The sequence below is a fragment of the Enterobacter sp. SES19 genome (genome assembly GCF_011765665.1).
GTDB classification, from domain to species: domain Bacteria; phylum Pseudomonadota; class Gammaproteobacteria; order Enterobacterales; family Enterobacteriaceae; genus Enterobacter; species Enterobacter pseudoroggenkampii.
Window position 1 is genome coordinate 3,035,415 of the sequence record NZ_CP050320.1, and the last position, 16,361, is coordinate 3,051,775.

18 protein-coding genes are annotated in these 16,361 nt (G+C 52.2%); 5 read left to right on the forward strand and 13 right to left on the reverse strand.

Annotation, left to right across the window (positions count from 1 at the left end):
• Positions 1–46: 46 nt before the first annotated feature.
• Complete coding sequence (uvrC, locus tag GXP72_RS14520; protein WP_048990602.1) at positions 47–1,879, reverse strand: excinuclease ABC subunit UvrC; 1,833 nt, start codon at positions 1,877–1,879, stop codon at positions 47–49.
• The gene (gene uvrY / locus GXP72_RS14525; protein ID WP_013096026.1) at positions 1,876–2,532 is read right to left on the reverse strand and encodes a UvrY/SirA/GacA family response regulator transcription factor; all 657 of its coding nucleotides are present in this window, start codon (positions 2,530–2,532) and stop codon (positions 1,876–1,878) included. Before uvrY ends, uvrC begins: the two co-directional genes overlap by 4 nt.
• Before the next feature lie 467 nt (positions 2,533–2,999).
• On the opposite strand from uvrY, the gene GXP72_RS14530 reads away from it, so the two are divergent.
• Positions 3,000–3,224 carry a DUF2594 family protein gene (locus GXP72_RS14530; RefSeq protein ID WP_008500345.1) on the forward strand — a complete coding sequence of 75 codons (225 nt, stop codon included), beginning with the start codon at positions 3,000–3,002 and terminating at the stop codon, positions 3,222–3,224.
• Between the two features lie 66 nt (positions 3,225–3,290).
• Here the strand turns inward: GXP72_RS14530 and sdiA are convergent, their stop codons facing one another.
• The 9 genes from sdiA to GXP72_RS14575 all read right to left on the reverse strand — a co-directional run bounded on the left by sdiA (position 3,291) and on the right by GXP72_RS14575 (position 11,201).
• On the reverse strand, positions 3,291–4,013 hold the full coding sequence (gene sdiA / locus GXP72_RS14535) for a transcriptional regulator SdiA (RefSeq protein ID WP_157189388.1): 723 nt from the start codon (positions 4,011–4,013) through the stop codon (positions 3,291–3,293).
• Between the two features lie 221 nt (positions 4,014–4,234).
• Positions 4,235–4,987, reverse strand: a complete 753-nt coding sequence (gene tcyN, locus GXP72_RS14540) for an L-cystine ABC transporter ATP-binding protein TcyN (protein ID WP_008500343.1) — start codon at positions 4,985–4,987, stop codon at positions 4,235–4,237.
• Positions 4,984–5,652, reverse strand: a complete 669-nt coding sequence (tcyL, locus tag GXP72_RS14545) for a cystine ABC transporter permease (RefSeq protein ID WP_014884380.1) — start codon at positions 5,650–5,652, stop codon at positions 4,984–4,986. Before tcyL ends, tcyN begins: the two co-directional genes overlap by 4 nt.
• Positions 5,653–5,673: 21 nt before the next feature.
• On the reverse strand, positions 5,674–6,660 hold the full coding sequence (gene dcyD / locus GXP72_RS14550) for a D-cysteine desulfhydrase (protein ID WP_032646305.1): 987 nt from the start codon (positions 6,658–6,660) through the stop codon (positions 5,674–5,676).
• Positions 6,661–6,766: 106 nt separating this feature from the next.
• Positions 6,767–7,567, reverse strand: coding sequence for a cystine ABC transporter substrate-binding protein (gene tcyJ, locus GXP72_RS14555; RefSeq protein WP_023336163.1), 801 nt, complete (start codon positions 7,565–7,567; stop codon positions 6,767–6,769).
• 86 nt (positions 7,568–7,653) lie between these two features.
• A complete protein-coding gene (fliZ, locus tag GXP72_RS14560) occupies positions 7,654–8,205 on the reverse strand; it encodes a flagella biosynthesis regulatory protein FliZ (protein ID WP_008500339.1) in 552 nt (183 codons plus the stop codon).
• A 54-nt stretch (positions 8,206–8,259) separates the two neighbouring features.
• Positions 8,260–8,979 carry an RNA polymerase sigma factor FliA gene (locus GXP72_RS14565; protein WP_014170714.1) on the reverse strand — a complete coding sequence of 240 codons (720 nt, stop codon included), beginning with the start codon at positions 8,977–8,979 and terminating at the stop codon, positions 8,260–8,262.
• 129 nt (positions 8,980–9,108) lie between these two features.
• The gene (gene fliB, locus GXP72_RS14570; protein ID WP_032646306.1) at positions 9,109–10,314 is read right to left on the reverse strand and encodes a flagellin lysine-N-methylase; all 1,206 of its coding nucleotides are present in this window, start codon (positions 10,312–10,314) and stop codon (positions 9,109–9,111) included.
• Between the two features lie 62 nt (positions 10,315–10,376).
• A complete protein-coding gene (locus GXP72_RS14575) occupies positions 10,377–11,201 on the reverse strand; it encodes a flagellin (protein WP_023312294.1) in 825 nt (274 codons plus the stop codon).
• A gap of 401 nt (positions 11,202–11,602) precedes the next feature.
• On the opposite strand from GXP72_RS14575, the gene fliD reads away from it, so the two are divergent.
• Genes fliD through amyA form a run of 4 tightly spaced genes read left to right on the forward strand, consistent with a single transcriptional unit; the run spans position 11,603 to position 15,374 of the window.
• Entirely contained in the window at positions 11,603–13,027 is a 1,425-nt protein-coding gene (gene fliD / locus GXP72_RS14580; RefSeq protein WP_244319921.1) for a flagellar filament capping protein FliD, read from the forward strand.
• 21 nt (positions 13,028–13,048) lie between these two features.
• Positions 13,049–13,453, forward strand: a complete 405-nt coding sequence (gene fliS, locus GXP72_RS14585) for a flagellar export chaperone FliS (RefSeq protein WP_023312296.1) — start codon at positions 13,049–13,051, stop codon at positions 13,451–13,453.
• A 6-nt stretch (positions 13,454–13,459) separates the two neighbouring features.
• The gene (gene fliT / locus GXP72_RS14590) at positions 13,460–13,834 is read left to right on the forward strand and encodes a flagella biosynthesis regulatory protein FliT (RefSeq protein ID WP_024909767.1); all 375 of its coding nucleotides are present in this window, start codon (positions 13,460–13,462) and stop codon (positions 13,832–13,834) included.
• A gap of 52 nt (positions 13,835–13,886) precedes the next feature.
• Positions 13,887–15,374, forward strand: coding sequence for an alpha-amylase (gene amyA / locus GXP72_RS14595; protein WP_208763922.1), 1,488 nt, complete (start codon positions 13,887–13,889; stop codon positions 15,372–15,374).
• 102 nt (positions 15,375–15,476) lie between these two features.
• On the opposite strand, the gene yedD is transcribed toward amyA, so the two are convergent.
• Together yedD and fliE are read right to left on the reverse strand one after the other, a co-directional pair.
• Positions 15,477–15,890 carry a lipoprotein YedD gene (gene yedD / locus GXP72_RS14600; protein WP_024909765.1) on the reverse strand — a complete coding sequence of 138 codons (414 nt, stop codon included), beginning with the start codon at positions 15,888–15,890 and terminating at the stop codon, positions 15,477–15,479.
• A 74-nt stretch (positions 15,891–15,964) separates the two neighbouring features.
• Entirely contained in the window at positions 15,965–16,279 is a 315-nt protein-coding gene (gene fliE / locus GXP72_RS14605; RefSeq protein WP_008500329.1) for a flagellar hook-basal body complex protein FliE, read from the reverse strand.
• Positions 16,280–16,361: the final 82 nt, after the last annotated feature.

Here is a 16,361-nt window from a genome sequence, read left to right on the forward strand (position 1 = left end):
ACTATTTGTTGTCAGTAAAATTTAGCTCTATGTTGCTACAGAGCCCTCAATGTTTCAACGAGTAGTAGATCTTTTCTGCCAGCCCTTGCGAAATACCCGGCACTTTTGCAATTTCCTCCATGCTGGCGTTGAGTAAACCTTGCAATCCGCCCATATACTTCAGCAGCATCTGACGACGTTTTGGCCCCACGCCTTCGATCGTCTCCAGTGAACTGGTGTTTTTCACCTTCGCCCGTTTTTTGCGGTGACCGCTGATGGCGTGATCGTGCGATTCATCGCGAATATGCTGGATGACGTGCAGCGCCGGGGAGTCCGGTGGCAGACTGAAGCCCTCACCTTCCGGCTCGAAGAACAATGTCTCCAGCCCGGCCTTACGATCGGCCCCTTTTGCGACACCCAGCAGCAGCGGATGGTTTTTATCCCAGCTGACATCAAGCGACTCAAATACTGCTTTCGCCTGGCCGAGCTGCCCTTTCCCGCCGTCAATCAGGATCACATCCGGGATTTTGCTCTCCTCTATGGCTTTACCATAGCGACGGCGCAGCACCTGATTCATCGCCGCATAGTCATCACCCGGCGTGATCCCGGTGATGTTATAGCGGCGATACTCGGCGCGCAGTGGGCCATTCGCATCAAACACCACGCAGGACGCTACCGTCTGTTCCCCCATCGTATGACTGATGTCGAAACACTCCATCCGCTTCACTTCCGGAAGCTTCAGCAGCGCCGCCAGGGCCGTTAAACGCTGGTGCACCGTCGACTGCTGCGACAGCTTAGTGGTGAGTGCCGTCGCCGCGTTGGTTCGCGCCAGCTTGAGATAACGCGCACGATCGCCGCGCGGTTTGGTTTGAACATTCACCCGGCGGCCCGCCAGTTCAGAGAGCGAATCGGCCAGCAGGGTTTTATCATCAAGATTAAAATCGAGCAGGATCTCAGAAGGCAACGTGCGCATCTGGCTCCCCTGCAGATAGAACTGGCCGACAAAGGTTTCCACCACTTCACCCAGCTCGGTACCGCCAGGGACCTTCGGAAAATAGCTGCGGCTGCCGAGCACTTTGCCCTGGCGTATGAACAGCACATGCACGCAGGCCATCCCGGCGTCAAAGGCGACGCCGATGACATCAAGATCGTCACCGGTATTTGAGACAAACTGTTTCTCCGTGACTCTGCGCACCGCCTGAATCTGGTCGCGGATACGCGCGGCCTCTTCGAACTCCAGAGCAGCGCTGGCTTTTTCCATCCGCGCGATCAGCTGCGTTAAGACCTGATCGTCTTTACCGGCCAGGAACAGGCGCACGTACTCCACCTGCTGGGCATACTCTTCTTCACTCACCAGTCCGGCCACGCACGGTCCCAGGCAGCGGCCAATCTGGTACTGCAGGCACGGGCGCGAGCGGTTACGGTAAACGCTGTTTTCACACTGGCGGATCGGGAAGATTTTTTGCAGCAGCGCCAGCGTTTCACGCACGGCATAACCGTTAGGGAACGGCCCGAAATATTCACCCTTCGCATGTTTTGCCCCGCGATGCATGGCGAGGCGAGGATGGGTGTCGCCGCTTAGAAAGATAAACGGGTAGGATTTATCATCCCGCAACAGGACGTTATAGCGCGGCTGGTAGAGCTTAATATAGTTGTGCTCAAGCAGCAGCGCTTCTGTCTCTGTATGCGTGACGGTAACATCAATATTCTGAATGAGTGAGACCAGCGCTTCGGTCTTACGGGAGGCCAGATTGCTGCGAAAATAGCTGGAGAGACGTTTTTTAAGATCTTTAGCCTTCCCCACATAGATAACCGTACCGCCAGCGTCATACATGCGATAGACGCCAGGCTGGCTGGTTACGGTTTTCAGAAATGCTTTTGAATCGAACACATCACTCACTGACTTAACAACGTCTCCGCATTACACAAACCATGTCGGATGGCCAGATGCGTCAGTTCGACGTCACCATGAATGTTCAGTTTACTGAACATCCGATAACGATAGCTGTTTACCGTTTTCGGGCTGAGATTCAGCTGTTCCGAGATCTCATTCACCTTCTGACCTTTGGTGATCATCAGCATAATCTGCAATTCACGCTCGGACAAACTGGCAAACGGTGATTCGGTTTTCTCGGGCTCAATCTGACTCAGCGCCATCTGCTGAGCGATGTCGGACGCAATATAACGCTGTCCGGCAAACACGGAACGGATAGCATTGACGACTTCCTGCGGTGCAGCACCTTTACTCAGGTAACCCGCGGCCCCCGCCTGCATCACTTTCGCGGGCAGTGGATTTTCGGTATGCACGGTCAGCATGATGACTTTGGTGTCTACAAAGGTACGCGCGATTTTGCGTGTTGCCTCAAGACCACCGATACCGGGCATGTTCATATCCATCAGCACCACATCGGCGGAGTTAGTACGGCACCATTTTACCGCATCTTCACCACAGCATGCCTCACCGGCAACTTTAATACCTTTAATATCTTCAAGAATGCGTCGTATCCCTGCGCGCACCAGTTCGTGGTCATCAACAAGAAGGACGTTGATCAAAGGAAATGTCTCCAGAATAGGGATAACGCTACTGAGTGATAATTTGGTTTATATTAACGGTTTTCCTGACAAGATTAAAACGTTAAAAAACCGGCTATTCGATTTTGCTCTCGTTTTTGGAAATTAGCCTGTACAGGCGGTGGAAAGAGAGGCCGTGTTTTTAGGGCTCTTGCGGCTTTTTTTAATCATCTGTATTCAAAAAGTTACAAAAAACTTGCAGGCTTTCCCTGCAAAAAAAACAGTTCTCAAATTTTTGTAACAATAATTAACGGCAAGCGAGCCGGGCATAAGCAATTAATAGCCTGTAACAGCGCTTCAGTTTACCGGTACGTTCTGTTTACGCAATTAAACACCCACGTAAAAGTACGAAAAACAACCGCTGCATTTTTTGCTTCAGCTTGTGGTATACTCCGCCGCCTTGACTTTCGTCGTCGCGCTTTAGCGCCGTTTAATAATGAGGAAAATAAATGAGCACACCTGAATTTGCCACTGCGGAGAATAACCAGGAACTGGCACAGGAAGTAAACTGCCTGAAAGCACTGCTGACGCTGATGCTGCAGGCGATGGGCCAGGCTGATGCCGGTCGTGTGATCATTAAAATGGAAAAACAAATCGCGGAGATGGAAGACCAGGCTGAATCAGCGGTATTTGCTAACACCGTTAAACAAATCAAGCAAGCGTACCGCCAGTAACAAAAAACGGCTGGATGCAGTGCATTCAGCCGTTCGCTCGTCTGTCACGCAGAACGTTTTACGGAGTCAGATCAGTCCCGTTGCCGCCGCGTAGCATGCGATCTGGGTCTTATTGGGCGCGTTAAATTTCTTCTGCATATTCTTCTGATGGAAGTTAACGGTATTCTCTGAGATCGAGAGAATGATCGCTATTTCCGCTGACGTCTTCCCTTCCGCAGTCCATTTCAGAATTTCACGTTCGCGCTTGCTGAATTTCATTTCGGGTGGCATGACCATCTCATGGTCAAAACGCATCAGAGAGGTTAAGGCCATTTGCACCAGCATTTGCAACCGCAGTTCTATTTCCTCATGGGCTAATGGTCCTTCCTGTACACGAGTACGAGAAACAGAGAGGAAGCCGAGCGCATGATTCGGCAGCATCAGGCACTGCGTTATTCCCGCGCGTAAACCGTGGTCCTGGGCGCAATGCCATAATTCCTGCGCCTCAGCGAATAATGCGTCTGTCCAGGGGAGATGCCCCTGAATGAAATTCTCCGCTTTTAAAACCGGATCGATCGCGAAATAGTTCGCGGATTGATATTGCGCCATCCACAGCTTGGGGTAAGTGGTTTGCAGGGAGATCTTAGGGCGGGTAAATGGCACGGGATGGCGCACGCAGAGCGCGTAATAATCGAATTCCAGCGCCTGAGTTTGTCGCTCCAGCTCCTGATATACCTCGGCGGCACAGGTCAACTCCTGAAACCGGAGGGAGCAATCCCGTCGCCAGGTGAAAAAGTCTAAATCCTTCATACTTACTAAATGAAGCCTCTGAACAGATAATCATTATTATGGTGAATATAAGCTAACACAGAAAACTTTTTTCTAACCACAAAATATCGGCAATAGCACAATTAACTTTACTATCGATAAGGTTTACCTGAGCCGGATGGAATAAAAAAACAGAGGCTTCCACAAAGAGGGAGAATAATTTGCTCCAGGGTAATTTTCTGGAGCAAATGCGTGCAAAAATGCTACTGCATAAGGAATTTTTCAAGGAACTGACGGGTTCGCGGCTGTTGAGGGTTGGCGAATAAGCTTTTCGCCGGCCCCTGCTCCACAATCCGCCCCTGATCCATGAAGATGGCTCTGTCAGCAACATCGCGGGCAAAGCTCATCTCATGCGTCACGATCACCATCGTCCGTTTTTCCTGCGCCAGCTGGCGAATGGTGTTCAGCACCTCACCCACCAGTTCCGGATCGAGCGCTGAAGTCGGTTCATCAAACAGGATCACGTCCGGGCGCATCGCCAGCGCGCGCGCTATCGCCACGCGCTGCTGTTGCCCTCCCGACAGACGCCGCGGATAGCTGGTCTCTTTCCCCGCCAGCCCGACTTTGGCCAGCAGCTCGCGAGCGCGCGCCGTCGCTTCCTCTTTAGGCTCACCTTTAACGATAACCGGCCCTTCAATAATGTTCTCCAGCACCGTACGGTGCGGGAAGAGGTTGAAGTTCTGGAAAACGAAGCCGACATGCTGGCGCAGACGGCGAATCAACCCTTTCTGCTGGCTGATAGATTTCCCGGTATCAATCGTTATCTCCCCGACCCGAATGGTACCGCCTTCCGGCTGTTCAAGCAGGTTAATGCTGCGCAGCAGCGTGGTTTTCCCTGAGCCGCTCGGCCCAATGATTGCCACCACTTCGCCCTGCTCGACTTCAAGATCGATCCCGTGGAGCACCGTTTGACCGTGGAATTTTTTCACCAGGTTTTTGACGTCGATAGCACTCATTTTGGATCACGCTCCTGGCGATTAAGCTGGTTTTCGAAATAGTTTTGCAGGGCAGACAGCACCGTCGCCATCACCCAGTAAATCAGCGAGGCAGCCAGATACATGGTAAAAACTTCAAGCGTACGGGAGGTGATGAGCTGTGCCTGACGGAACAGCTCCGGTACCTGAATCGTTGCCGCCAGGGAAGTATCTTTCACCAGACTGATGAAGCTGTTGCTCAGCGGTGGAAGCGCCACGCGCGCCGCCTGCGGCAGAATGGCCCGGCGAAGCGTCTGCCATGGCGTCATCCCGATACTGGCCGCCGCTTCCCACTGGCCTTTGTCAATGGAGGAGATGGCCGCACGCAGGGTTTCAGAGGTATACGCCGCAGTATTGAGCGACAGACCGATCATCGCTGCGGGAATCGGATCCAGCTCGATACCAAACTGCGGTAAGCCGTAGTAGATCATAAAGAGCTGGGCGATAAGCGGCGTACCGCGAAAGACGGAGATATAAAAACGCGCCAGCCAGCGCACCGGCAGGATGGGTGACATGCGCATTAAGGCCAGCACAAATCCCAGTACCAGCCCGAAGAACATCCCGCCGATACTGAGCTGTAACGTAAATACCGCACCTTTCAGCAGATACGGCAGAGAATCAATAACCAGTTGAATACTTTCTTGCATTATTATTTTTCGACCTGACTTTTAGACATGAGGATGGTAGGCAAACAGCGCAGGCGCCCCGCCTGTATGGACAAATAAAATCGGCCCTTCATCCTTAAAGCGTTTCTGCGCAATGCCATCAATCAGTCCGGCCATCGCTTTGCCGGTATACACCGGATCGAGCAGTATCCCCTCGAGGCGGGCCAGCAGTTTCACCGCTTCCATGCCCTCTTCGTTCGGCGTGCCGTAACCCGGCGCAAAATAGTCATCCCAGAGCAGAATATCGGCCTTTGCCTTCAGCTCCAGTTGCGCGGCGACCGCCTGCTGTAAAGTCACCACTTTCGGCTTCTGATCCGCGACGCTACGGGACACCGTCACGCCAATCAGCTCGACGTCCGGCAGCAGTTGCTCCAGCCCTACCGCCAGCCCGGCATGCGTGCCTGCACTGCCGGACGCGACCACCACGGAGGAGAGGCCCACCGCGCCCTCGCACTGTTGGGCAATTTCCAGCGCACTTTCCACATACCCCAGCGCGCCCAGCGCATTCGAACCGCCAACAGGGATAACGTAGGGGCGGAAACCCTGCGCTTCCAGACGCGTCGCCAGCTCATCGAGCTGGGCGGTCGGGTCGGTCAACGCATCCACCATTTCGACCTGTACATTAAACAGGTCCAGCAGTAGACGGTTACCGTTGGTGAGATAGTTTTCTGCCCGCGTGCCAATCGGGTTTTCCAGCAATGCCACGCAATGGAGTCCGAGCTTTGCCGCCACTGCCGCCGTCTGACGAACGTGGTTGGACTGGATAGCCCCGGCAGTGATGAGCGTATCCGCGCCCTCGCGCAGGGCGTCCGCCGCCAGAAACTCCAGCTTACGCAGCTTATTGCCCCCCATCGCCATGGGCGTCACGTCATCACGCTTAATAAAAATATCGCGCCCTAAATAATCAGAAAATCGCGGCAGGTACTCCAGCGGCGTCGGCGCGCCGATAAACTCCAGGCGAGGAAAGCGCGTTAAATTCTGTAGTGACATGGGTTCTCCGGTAACTCTGACAAAATGTGATATTTTTCATTATGCACGCAGACGCGAAAGAAATAAAAAAGGCGCTTTTAAAAGCGCCTTTTTTTACGTCAGAAACTTATTTCGTGACGTCTGCACCGAACCACTTCTCGGAGAGCGCTTTCAGGCTTCCGTCTTTTTGCATGTCAGCAATCGCGGAATCAATCGCTTTGACCAGGTCTTCGTTACCTTTACGCACGGCCACGCCTGATTCCTGACGAGAGAACGCATCACCCGCTACCGCCAGGGTGTTGTTGGTTTTCTTCACCAGATCCAGCGCTGCCAGGCGGTCAACCAGAATGGCGTCGATACGGCCCACGCGCAGATCCTGGTATTTCGTCGGGTCATCATCATAGGTGCGGATATCCACGCCCTGCACGTTCTGGCGCAGCCACTCTTCGTAGTTAGTCCCCAGACCAACACCGACTTTCTTCCCTTTCAGGTCTGCGGCAGTTTTAATCCCGCCTTCGTTGCCTTTCTTCACCAGCGCCTGAATACCGGACACGGTGTACGGCGTAGAGAAGTCATACTTCTTCTTACGCTCGTCAGAAATGGTCACCTGATTAATCACCACATCAATACGTTTGGAATCCAGCGACGCCAGCATACCGTCCCATTTGGTCGGTTTCAGTGACGCTTTAACGCCGAGGTGCTTCGCTAGCTCTTCAGCAAACTCCACTTCGAAACCGGTCAGCTTACCGTCATCGCCCTGGAAGCTGAACGGAGGATAGGTTCCTTCCAGCCCGACCAGCAGCGTACCGCGCTCTTTTACTTTATTCAGCAGGTTTTCTGCGGCGAACGTTTTCACGCTCATGCCTGCAACCAGCGCAACGGCCATAACACCCATCAGCGCCTGACGACCCAGAAGTGCAAATTTCATAAATACCCCGATATAGTGGAATTTTTACGTAGTGTAGAGAAATCGCCTGTAACGTCAAAGGCGACTGCGCTACATCTTATTCTTTTTTAATATATATCAGAAGTTGTTCCGGCGTGGGCTTTTTGCTTTATGGCACCCGGCATTTGTACCTTGTATTGCGCATACTTGCGCAGCGCAATTCGGTAGTTATTGGTGCTGGTCGCAGGCAGCCACGGCTCCAGATTTTCATCCAGATAACCGGTTTTCAGCAGATCGCGAGAAATATTGTTTACGGTCAGATGTTGCCCAAGGCGACGCAGGCGAACCACATATTCGCGAACGGTGCCGTGGCTCATCTCCGTTTGTTCAAACAGGAATTGCTTGAAGCCGATGATGTCGAAGAAGTCGCTTTGCTCTTTGCAGTGGAGATCCCCACAGAAACGGCAAAGCGCCACCCACTCTTTTTGCTCTTCGAGCCATGCTGCTTCGTCCATCAACGTGTCGAGACGCGAAATCGCAATCTTATTGACGATTTCGCCCCGGCGAACCAGCGTGATACGATCGAGTAACTTGTTACAGTGGGCGCAATGCGTCTGGCTGTGTTTAAAGTCTTTCAGGTAGCGGCTTAAAGGCCGTCTTTTAGATTGCTGCACCGTCATGATAACTCCTGGTTGTCAATACGTTGTGCGGCATTTTTCAGGTGAATCAATCACCTATAACTTACCCAGCTTGGTTCGTAAGCGTTTAATGGCCTGGCTGTGCAGCTGGCTCACCCGCGACTCTCCCACCTCCAGAACAGCGCCAATCTCTTTGAGGTTAAGCTCTTCCTGGTAATAAAGGGTCAATACCAGCTGTTCGCGTTCAGGCAGAGCTTCAATAGCCTCCATGACGCGCTGGCGTAAATTCCCTTCCATTAAATGGTGTAACGGGTTTTCTTGCTGGTGCTCATCCGTCACCAGCTCGATGCTATCGCCATGCTCTTCGCGCCACTCGTCATAAGAGAAGAGTTGGCTATTATTGGTATCGAGCAACATCTGACGATACTCTTCAACAGCAATGCCAAGACGTTCCGCCACTTCGGTTTCCGTTGCGTTACGTCCCAGTTCCTGTTCCAGCTGCCCCATCGCATGCGCCACTTCGCGCGCGTTGCGGCGAACACTGCGCGGCACCCAGTCGCGGCTGCGCAGCTCGTCCAGCATCGCACCACGAATACGCTGAACTGCGTAAGTCGTAAATGCCGTTCCTTGCAGAGCGTCGTATCGGTCAACTGCATTCAATAACCCGATACCGCCCGCCTGTAGCAGATCGTCGAGTTCCACGCTCGCCGGCAAGCGCACCTGGAGGCGCAATGCTTCGTGACGCACCAGCGGGACATAACGCTGCCACAGCGAGTGTTTATCCATTACACCTTCAGCGGTATAGAGTGAATTCACGATAAACAGCCCTGCGTTAGTTGAGTTATCGGCATGATTATCCGATTCTGCAGGGCGTTCAATTGGATGAAAAAGGGGGATAAAATGAGGTTATTCTGAGGTTGCCCACAACAGGGGCAACTTTTCTGCCTAAATTAACAGTTGTAACAATGAAAGATCGTCGCCCAGTTTGACGCTATCTATATGTTGATGAAAGAGCTTTCCCGCTTCCTGATTATGCTGGCTAAGGGAGTGGAAGCTGTAAATAACATCAATAATATTATCTTGTTCAATTTTTCCCGCCACGAGAGCCTGACCGGCAAGTAACGTTTTCAGGAAATAGAACTCCGCAACGATTAAATAAAGATTATTCAACATGCTGCGGCCATTGTTCTGTGGGAAGCCCTGCTCCCAGAGTTTGTATTTAAAAAAGTTCTTAAATAAATGGTCATTGGTCGCCAGGTAACTGCCCGCCACATCGCGCCAGACGGACTCGATGTTCTCCATGACCTTCTCTGCCGGTACGGCATCACCGACAGATTCGAACTGTTGATAAAGCTGAGTAAAATAGCGGTTTAATACCGCGCCGCCGCGAGCGGTCGCTTTCTTCGTAAAGTAGCTCTGGATAAGCGAAATTAACGCGAATTTCAGGCTGTAGTTCTGATTAAACCCGCCCAGTTCCGTTTTGATTTTACCGCTCACCAGTTCGTTAACCAGCGAGAAATAAACCGTTTCAAGCGTGCCGATATTCTCTTCGAGATTCTCGAGCTTTTCAGCCACCATGAGGAATTTCACCACGGCGTAAACCTGCTCTTCAACGCAGACCGCTTCAACGCTGAAAAGGTTTTGGCAGAAGAGATTGATGACCTTTGCTTTTAAATCAATCATTGGCGCAGTATTGACGTCCTGCTGGACAATGACAGATTCCATCATCGACATAGACTCCCGATCGTTCAACAGAAGTCGGGTCACTTCCGGACACGAGAGGTTCAGCGATTTTTCGATTTCATTTTTATAGACCCGGTTTGTCCGTGGAAACGACGAACAGGTTGGGCTTAACGCCTGCGCGCCCATGGCGCTATGAATAGAACAGAGTTTTTCAGTATCCATAAACGGGCAGTTTTTACTTTCCGTATGGAAAATCACTTCGCCCCAGTTGCCATACTGTTTTTTGGTAACTTTTATCGCCGTTTTCGCCGTATGACGAATGGCGGCATTTTTGCTGTTCAGGTAACGGTTAACGGAGGATTTATCAAACGCGATGGTCCAGCCCTGACAACAATGTTCACGGCATTCCCCACCGACACATGAAAAATCTGCGACCAGCTTTGGTTGAGTGACACTGATTTGTTTCACAGGTGGATTCTCAAATAGCAGAGATAAAAAAACCCCGCCGAAGCGGGGTTTCACGCGTAATATTAACGCAGCAGAGACAGAACGGTCTGTGGAACCTGGTTTGCCTGAGACAGAACAGAAGTACCAGCCTGCTGCAGGATCTGCGCGCGGGACATGTTGGAAACTTCAGTTGCGTAGTCAGCGTCCTGGATACGGGACTGAGCAGCAGACAGGTTGTTAGAGGTGTTGTTCAGGTTGTTGATTGCAGAAGTGAAGCGGTTCTGCACAGCACCCAGACCAGAACGTGCTTTATCAACGGTAGCGATAGCTTTGTCGATGGTGTTCAGGTCAGTAGCGGTCATTGCTTTCAGGTCGATAGCGTTCACGCCCAGAGTAGTAGAGTCAGCTTTAGCGCCGCTCAGATCCAGGTTGATGGTGTCGCCGTCGTTAACGCCAACCTGAATTTTAACCACACCAGCAGTACCTGCAGTGCCGTCCAGCAGTTTGATGCCGTTGAAGTCAGTTTTGCCCGCAACACGGTCGATTTCAGCCAGACGAGCGGTAACTTCATCCTGCAGAGAAGCCAGGTCAGATGCGCTGTTGGTGCCGTTGCTTGCCTGAACAGCCAGTTCACGAACACGCTGCAAGTTGTTGTTGATTTCGTTCAGAGAACCTTCAGCAGTCTGCGCCATGGAGATACCGTCGTTGGCGTTACGTGCAGCCTGGGTCATCCCTTTGATCTGAGCGGTCATGCGGTTTGCAATCGCCTGGCCAGCAGCATCGTCTTTCGCGCTGTTAATACGCAGACCGGAAGACAGACGCTCGATAGCAGTGCCCAGAGAAGACTGAGATTTGTTCAGGTTGTTCTGAGTGGTCAGGGACAACAGGTTAGTATTGATAACTGCCATAATTTTGTTTCCTTCAAAAATTGGGTTTTAGGTCCGGTGCCTAACACTCACAGCGTCTCTCACCGTCAACAAGGTTATCGACGGGTCCCCAAAAGACTTTAGAATCAATTTTGAAAAAATTACAAGCCGATGATTATTAATGATTTTATTTTTAAAAAATCAATTAAGGTCCGCCAGAGGCTTATTATTTACGCTTTTTAAATGCACAAAGAGATGACAAAAAAGGCACACACTTATTCGTGTTTTCAATGCTGTGATAATGACCCTAAAGTGCAATCCTTTCATTTACCCCGCCAGGACGCGTCTATTCTTTGGATTATTTTTTTCTCGCCATCGTAAACTTTTACCTTGAGAGGCCGATAAGAGTCCTGAACTACTTTCGTATTTTAAGGAAAATATGCATGGCTACTATCAGTAACCTCGGGATAGGTTCTGCAGGACTCGGGGATTTATATAATCAGTTGGAAGCGGCAGAGAAAACCAAGCTGACGACGATTACTTCCCAGCAATCAACGTATAACGCACAGCTAAGTGCTTACGGCAAGCTGCAGAGCGCCATGACATCGCTGCAGACTGCGACCGCTGCACTGGGTAAAGCAACCACCTGGAACTCAACGTCCGTTAGCAGCACCAACACGGCCTTTACTGCCACCACAACGGCTGACGCGTCCGTGGGTTCCTTTGTTGTCAACGTCAACCAGGTTGCGAAAGCACAGGCACTCACTACCGGCTCCTATGCTAACAACACGGACCTGCTGGGCGATACGACAGGTACAACGCGTAAAATCACCATCACCCAGCCGGGTACCACAACGCCTTTAGAGGTCACCCTGGCAGATGGCGATACGTCGCTGGCCGGGATCGCGAGCGCCATTAATAAAGCGAACGGCAACGTCACCGCCAGCGTCATTAAAGCGAAAGACGGTGATTACCGCCTGATGCTGTCATCAAAAACCACCGGTACCGATGGTGCGATGACGGTAAGCGTTACCGGCGACGCCAAGCTGCAAAGCGCCATTGGCTACGATTCAACCACCAAAACGGGCGCGCTGACGGTGAATACCGCCGCACAGAACGCGATTGTGGTGGTGAACAACATCTCGATCGAGCGCCAGTCAAATACCATTACCGATGCGCTGCCTGGGGTCACCTTCAGCGTGAAAGCGCAAAGCATGGCAGACGAAACCCTTGAGGTTTCACGCGCAACGGATGCGAACCAGAAGGCGATCACGGACTGGGTCACAGCGTATAACTCGCTGCAGTCTACCATTAACAGCCTGACGAAGTATGTTCCGGTCGATGCAGGCTCCGGCAGCCAATCTACCAGCAACGGCGCGCTGGTCGGTGATGCGAACGTGCGTGGGGTTCAGTCTCAGCTGCGCGGCCTGCTGACCGAAGTGCAGACCGGCTCCATTCAGATTATGGCCCAGTTGGGGATTACCCAGGATCCGGTGAAAGGCGCGGACGGTACCGTCGGTAACCTGAAAGTCGACACCGATAAGCTGAAAAAAGCGCTGACCGACAACCCGAACGCCGTACAGCAGTATTTTGTCGGTGACGGAAAGAAAACCGGTATGGCGACCCAGATGAACAACACGCTGACCACCATGCTCAGCACCAGTACCGGCAGCGCCGGGGTGATCCAGAACGCGAAAGACGGGATCAACAAAACGCTGAAAACGCTGGGCGAACGTTACGATGCCATGGATGCTCAAATTGAAGCCACCATGGCACGTTACAAAACCCAGTTCACCAGTCTGGACGTATTAGTCACCAAAATGACCAGTACAGCCAACTACCTGACCCAACAGTTCTCACAAAAGTAGTCGTAGCCTTCAGGAGTGGATATGTATAAGACCTCTGGTGTTCAATCCTATCAGCAGATAGGAGTCGAAAGCGCAGTCATGAATGCCAGTCCACACCAGCTGATTGTCATGTTGTTCGACGGGGCGCATAGCGCCCTTGTTCGCGCGCGTCTGTTCATGGAAGCCGGACAAATTCGCGAAAAAGGCGAAGCCTTATCCAAAGCCATCAACATCATCGACAACGGTTTAAAAGCAGGACTGAACATGGAGGTTGAGAGCGAGTTGTCCGGTAACCTTGCCTCCTTGTACGAATATATGGTTCGACGTTTGTTACTGGCGAATGTCAGTAATGACGTAGACGCAATTGTTGAAGTCGAGGGTTTATTAAACAACATTGCGGATGCGTGGAAGCAAATCGGCCCCAATGCGTCCTCTATATCAGGATAATTTTTGATGAATAATCCCAGCGCAGCGCTTAGCCACTGGCAGGCGCTACATGCTCAGAGCATTGCTATGCTAAATCTCGCACATTCTGGTCAATGGGATGCGCTTATCGAGCAGGAAATGCATTACGTTCAACTGGTGGAAAAGATTTCGCAAACGCCCATCATGTCATGCCCTCCGGCTCAGGTTGAGCAAGCGCGTGCGCTGCTGGAAATGATCCTTGAAAATGAGAATGCGCTAAAGGCACTGTTGAAAGTCCGCATGGACGAACTGCGCAGTTTGATTGATCAAACCGGTAAACAGCAATCCATCACTTCTACCTATGGAAAGCTGTCAGGGAATATTCTTTATCCAGAAAGTTTTACCCGCGACACACAACTATGATTTCTTCATCCATACTCCAGAAGTCTGCCAACCGGCTTCTGGAGCAAGGATGATGAAAAACCCCACCCTGTTACAATGTTTTCACTGGTATTACCCTGCTGGCGGTGAATTGTGGCGAGAGGTCACGGCGTTAGCTCCCAATCTTAACGAAATCGGCATCAACATGATCTGGCTGCCGCCCGCCTACAAAGGTGCGTCAGGCGGGTATTCTGTCGGCTATGACTCTTACGACCTGTTCGATCTGGGCGAGTTTGACCAGAAAGGCAGTATTGCCACGAAATACGGCGACAAAGCGCAGCTGCTGGAGGCCATTAACGCCCTTAAAAGCAACGACATTGCCGTGCTGCTGGACGTGGTGGTCAACCACAAAATGGGTGCCGATGAGAAAGAATCTGTCCGCGTTCAGCGTGTGAATGAACAGGACCGCACGCAAATCGATGACGAGGTCATCGAGTGTGAAGCCTGGACCCGCTATACCTTCCCTGCCCGCGCCGGGCAATATTCCCGGTTTATCTGGGACTACAAATGCTTCAGCGGCGTCGACCACATTGAAAACCCCGATGAAGACGGCATCTTTAAAATCGTCAACGACTACACCGGCGAAGGCTGGAACGATCAGGTTGATGATGAGATGGGTAACTTCGATTACCTGATGGGCGAAAATATCGACTTTCGCAATCACGCCGTGACCGAGGAGCTCAAATACTGGGCCCGCTGGGTCATGGAACAGACGCGCTGCGACGGTTTTCGTCTGGACGCCGTTAAGCATATTCCCGCCTGGTTTTACAAAGAGTGGATTGAGCACGTCCAGGAAGTCGCCGACCAGCCGCTGTTTATCGTGGCGGAATACTGGTCCCACGAGGTGGATAAACTTCAGGCCTATATTGACCAGGTCGAAGGCAAAACCATGCTGTTTGATGCTCCCCTGCAGATGAAATTCCACGAGGCGTCACGTCAGGGTCGGGATTACGACATGAGCCAAATCTTCACCGGTACCCTGGTGGAAGCCGATCCATTTCATGCGGTGACCCTCGTCGCGAACCATGACACCCAGCCTTTACAGGCACTCGAAGCGCCGGTCGAAGCCTGGTTCAAGCCGCTGGCCTACGCGCTAATCCTGCTGCGGGAAAATGGCGTGCCGAGCGTCTTTTATCCGGATCTCTTCGGCGCCAGCTATGACGACACGGGAGGAGACGGTGAAACGTACCATATTGATATGCCGGTCATTGAGCAGCTTCACGAGCTGATCCTCGCGCGTCAGCGTTTTGCCCACGGCGTGCAGACGCTGTTTTTCGACCATCCTAACTGCATTGCCTTCAGCCGCAGCGGCACGGATGACGATCCCGGCTGCGTGGTGGTGATGTCAAACGGGGACGACGGTGAAAAAGTGATTTGTCTTGGGGAAAATTACGGCAACAAAACGTGGCGGGATTTTCTCGGCAATCGCGAAGAAACCATCACTACGGCGGCGGATGGCGAAGGCACTTTTACCTGCAAAGGCGGAAGCGTGAGCGTGTGGGTAATAGAGGATGCGCTTTAGAACAGGAAACGTGCGGCCTGATGCCCTCACCCCGTCCCTCTCCCACAGGGAGAGGGCGCAAACACCAAAAACGGCAACGAGGTTGCCGTTTTGCGTTTACCTTTAGGGCAGTTTACTCGCCAGCGGATTCTTGCTCAGGTAATCGGCACACTCAACCGTTGGGCGATCGACCTTCTGCAGCTCCAGCCCGTCGTACTCAAGCGTCAAGCCATCGCGCTCCAGCGGATAGATATCGAGCTTACGCGTCACGTTGTAATAACTGTCTGAACGCAGCATGATTTTACCCGGCACGGCAATCACGCGCTGCCACTGACGGCAGTCCAGCGTATCGCCCTCCTCCGTCACCACCAGCGTGGCAATCGCATTCGGGCTGACCATGTTGCTCTGCGGCCCTTTCGACTGCCAGTACCCCGCCAGATGCGCCGGGACAGGATGCTTAATCACGTCGTTATAGTTATCGACCTGAACGCACCCGGTCAGTGCCAGCAGCGCGCCAGCAATTGCTATTTTTTTCATCATCTTTCCTGCATTCGAAGAAAAAAATATTGTGGCATTAAAGCGCTGCGGCTGCCAGCGAAGATCGACAGGTCTTAAACCTGCATTCCCATGACCTCTTGATAGGCCGACACCAGCTTGTTACGCACCTGGATCCCCATCTGCAGGGAAACCGAGGCTTTTTGCAAATCGGTCATCACATCATTCAGCGCCACGCCCGGCTCACCGAGGGTGAACTTTTCTGCCTGAGTGCGCGCTGCGGTCTGGGTATCACTGATACGGTCAAGAGCGGCATGCAGTTGCCCTGCGAAGCTGATGCTCGGCTGCTGATCTGCCACATTCTGATTACGGGCCGTCATCGCCGTTGCCTGCAACTGACTGATTACCCCTTCAATGCCCTGTATAGCCATGACTTTCCCCTGGATGGTTTTTTACGCGGTCAAGACTAACAGCTTGTCAATAAGATAATGGCGGTAAATAGCATGAAAAAAC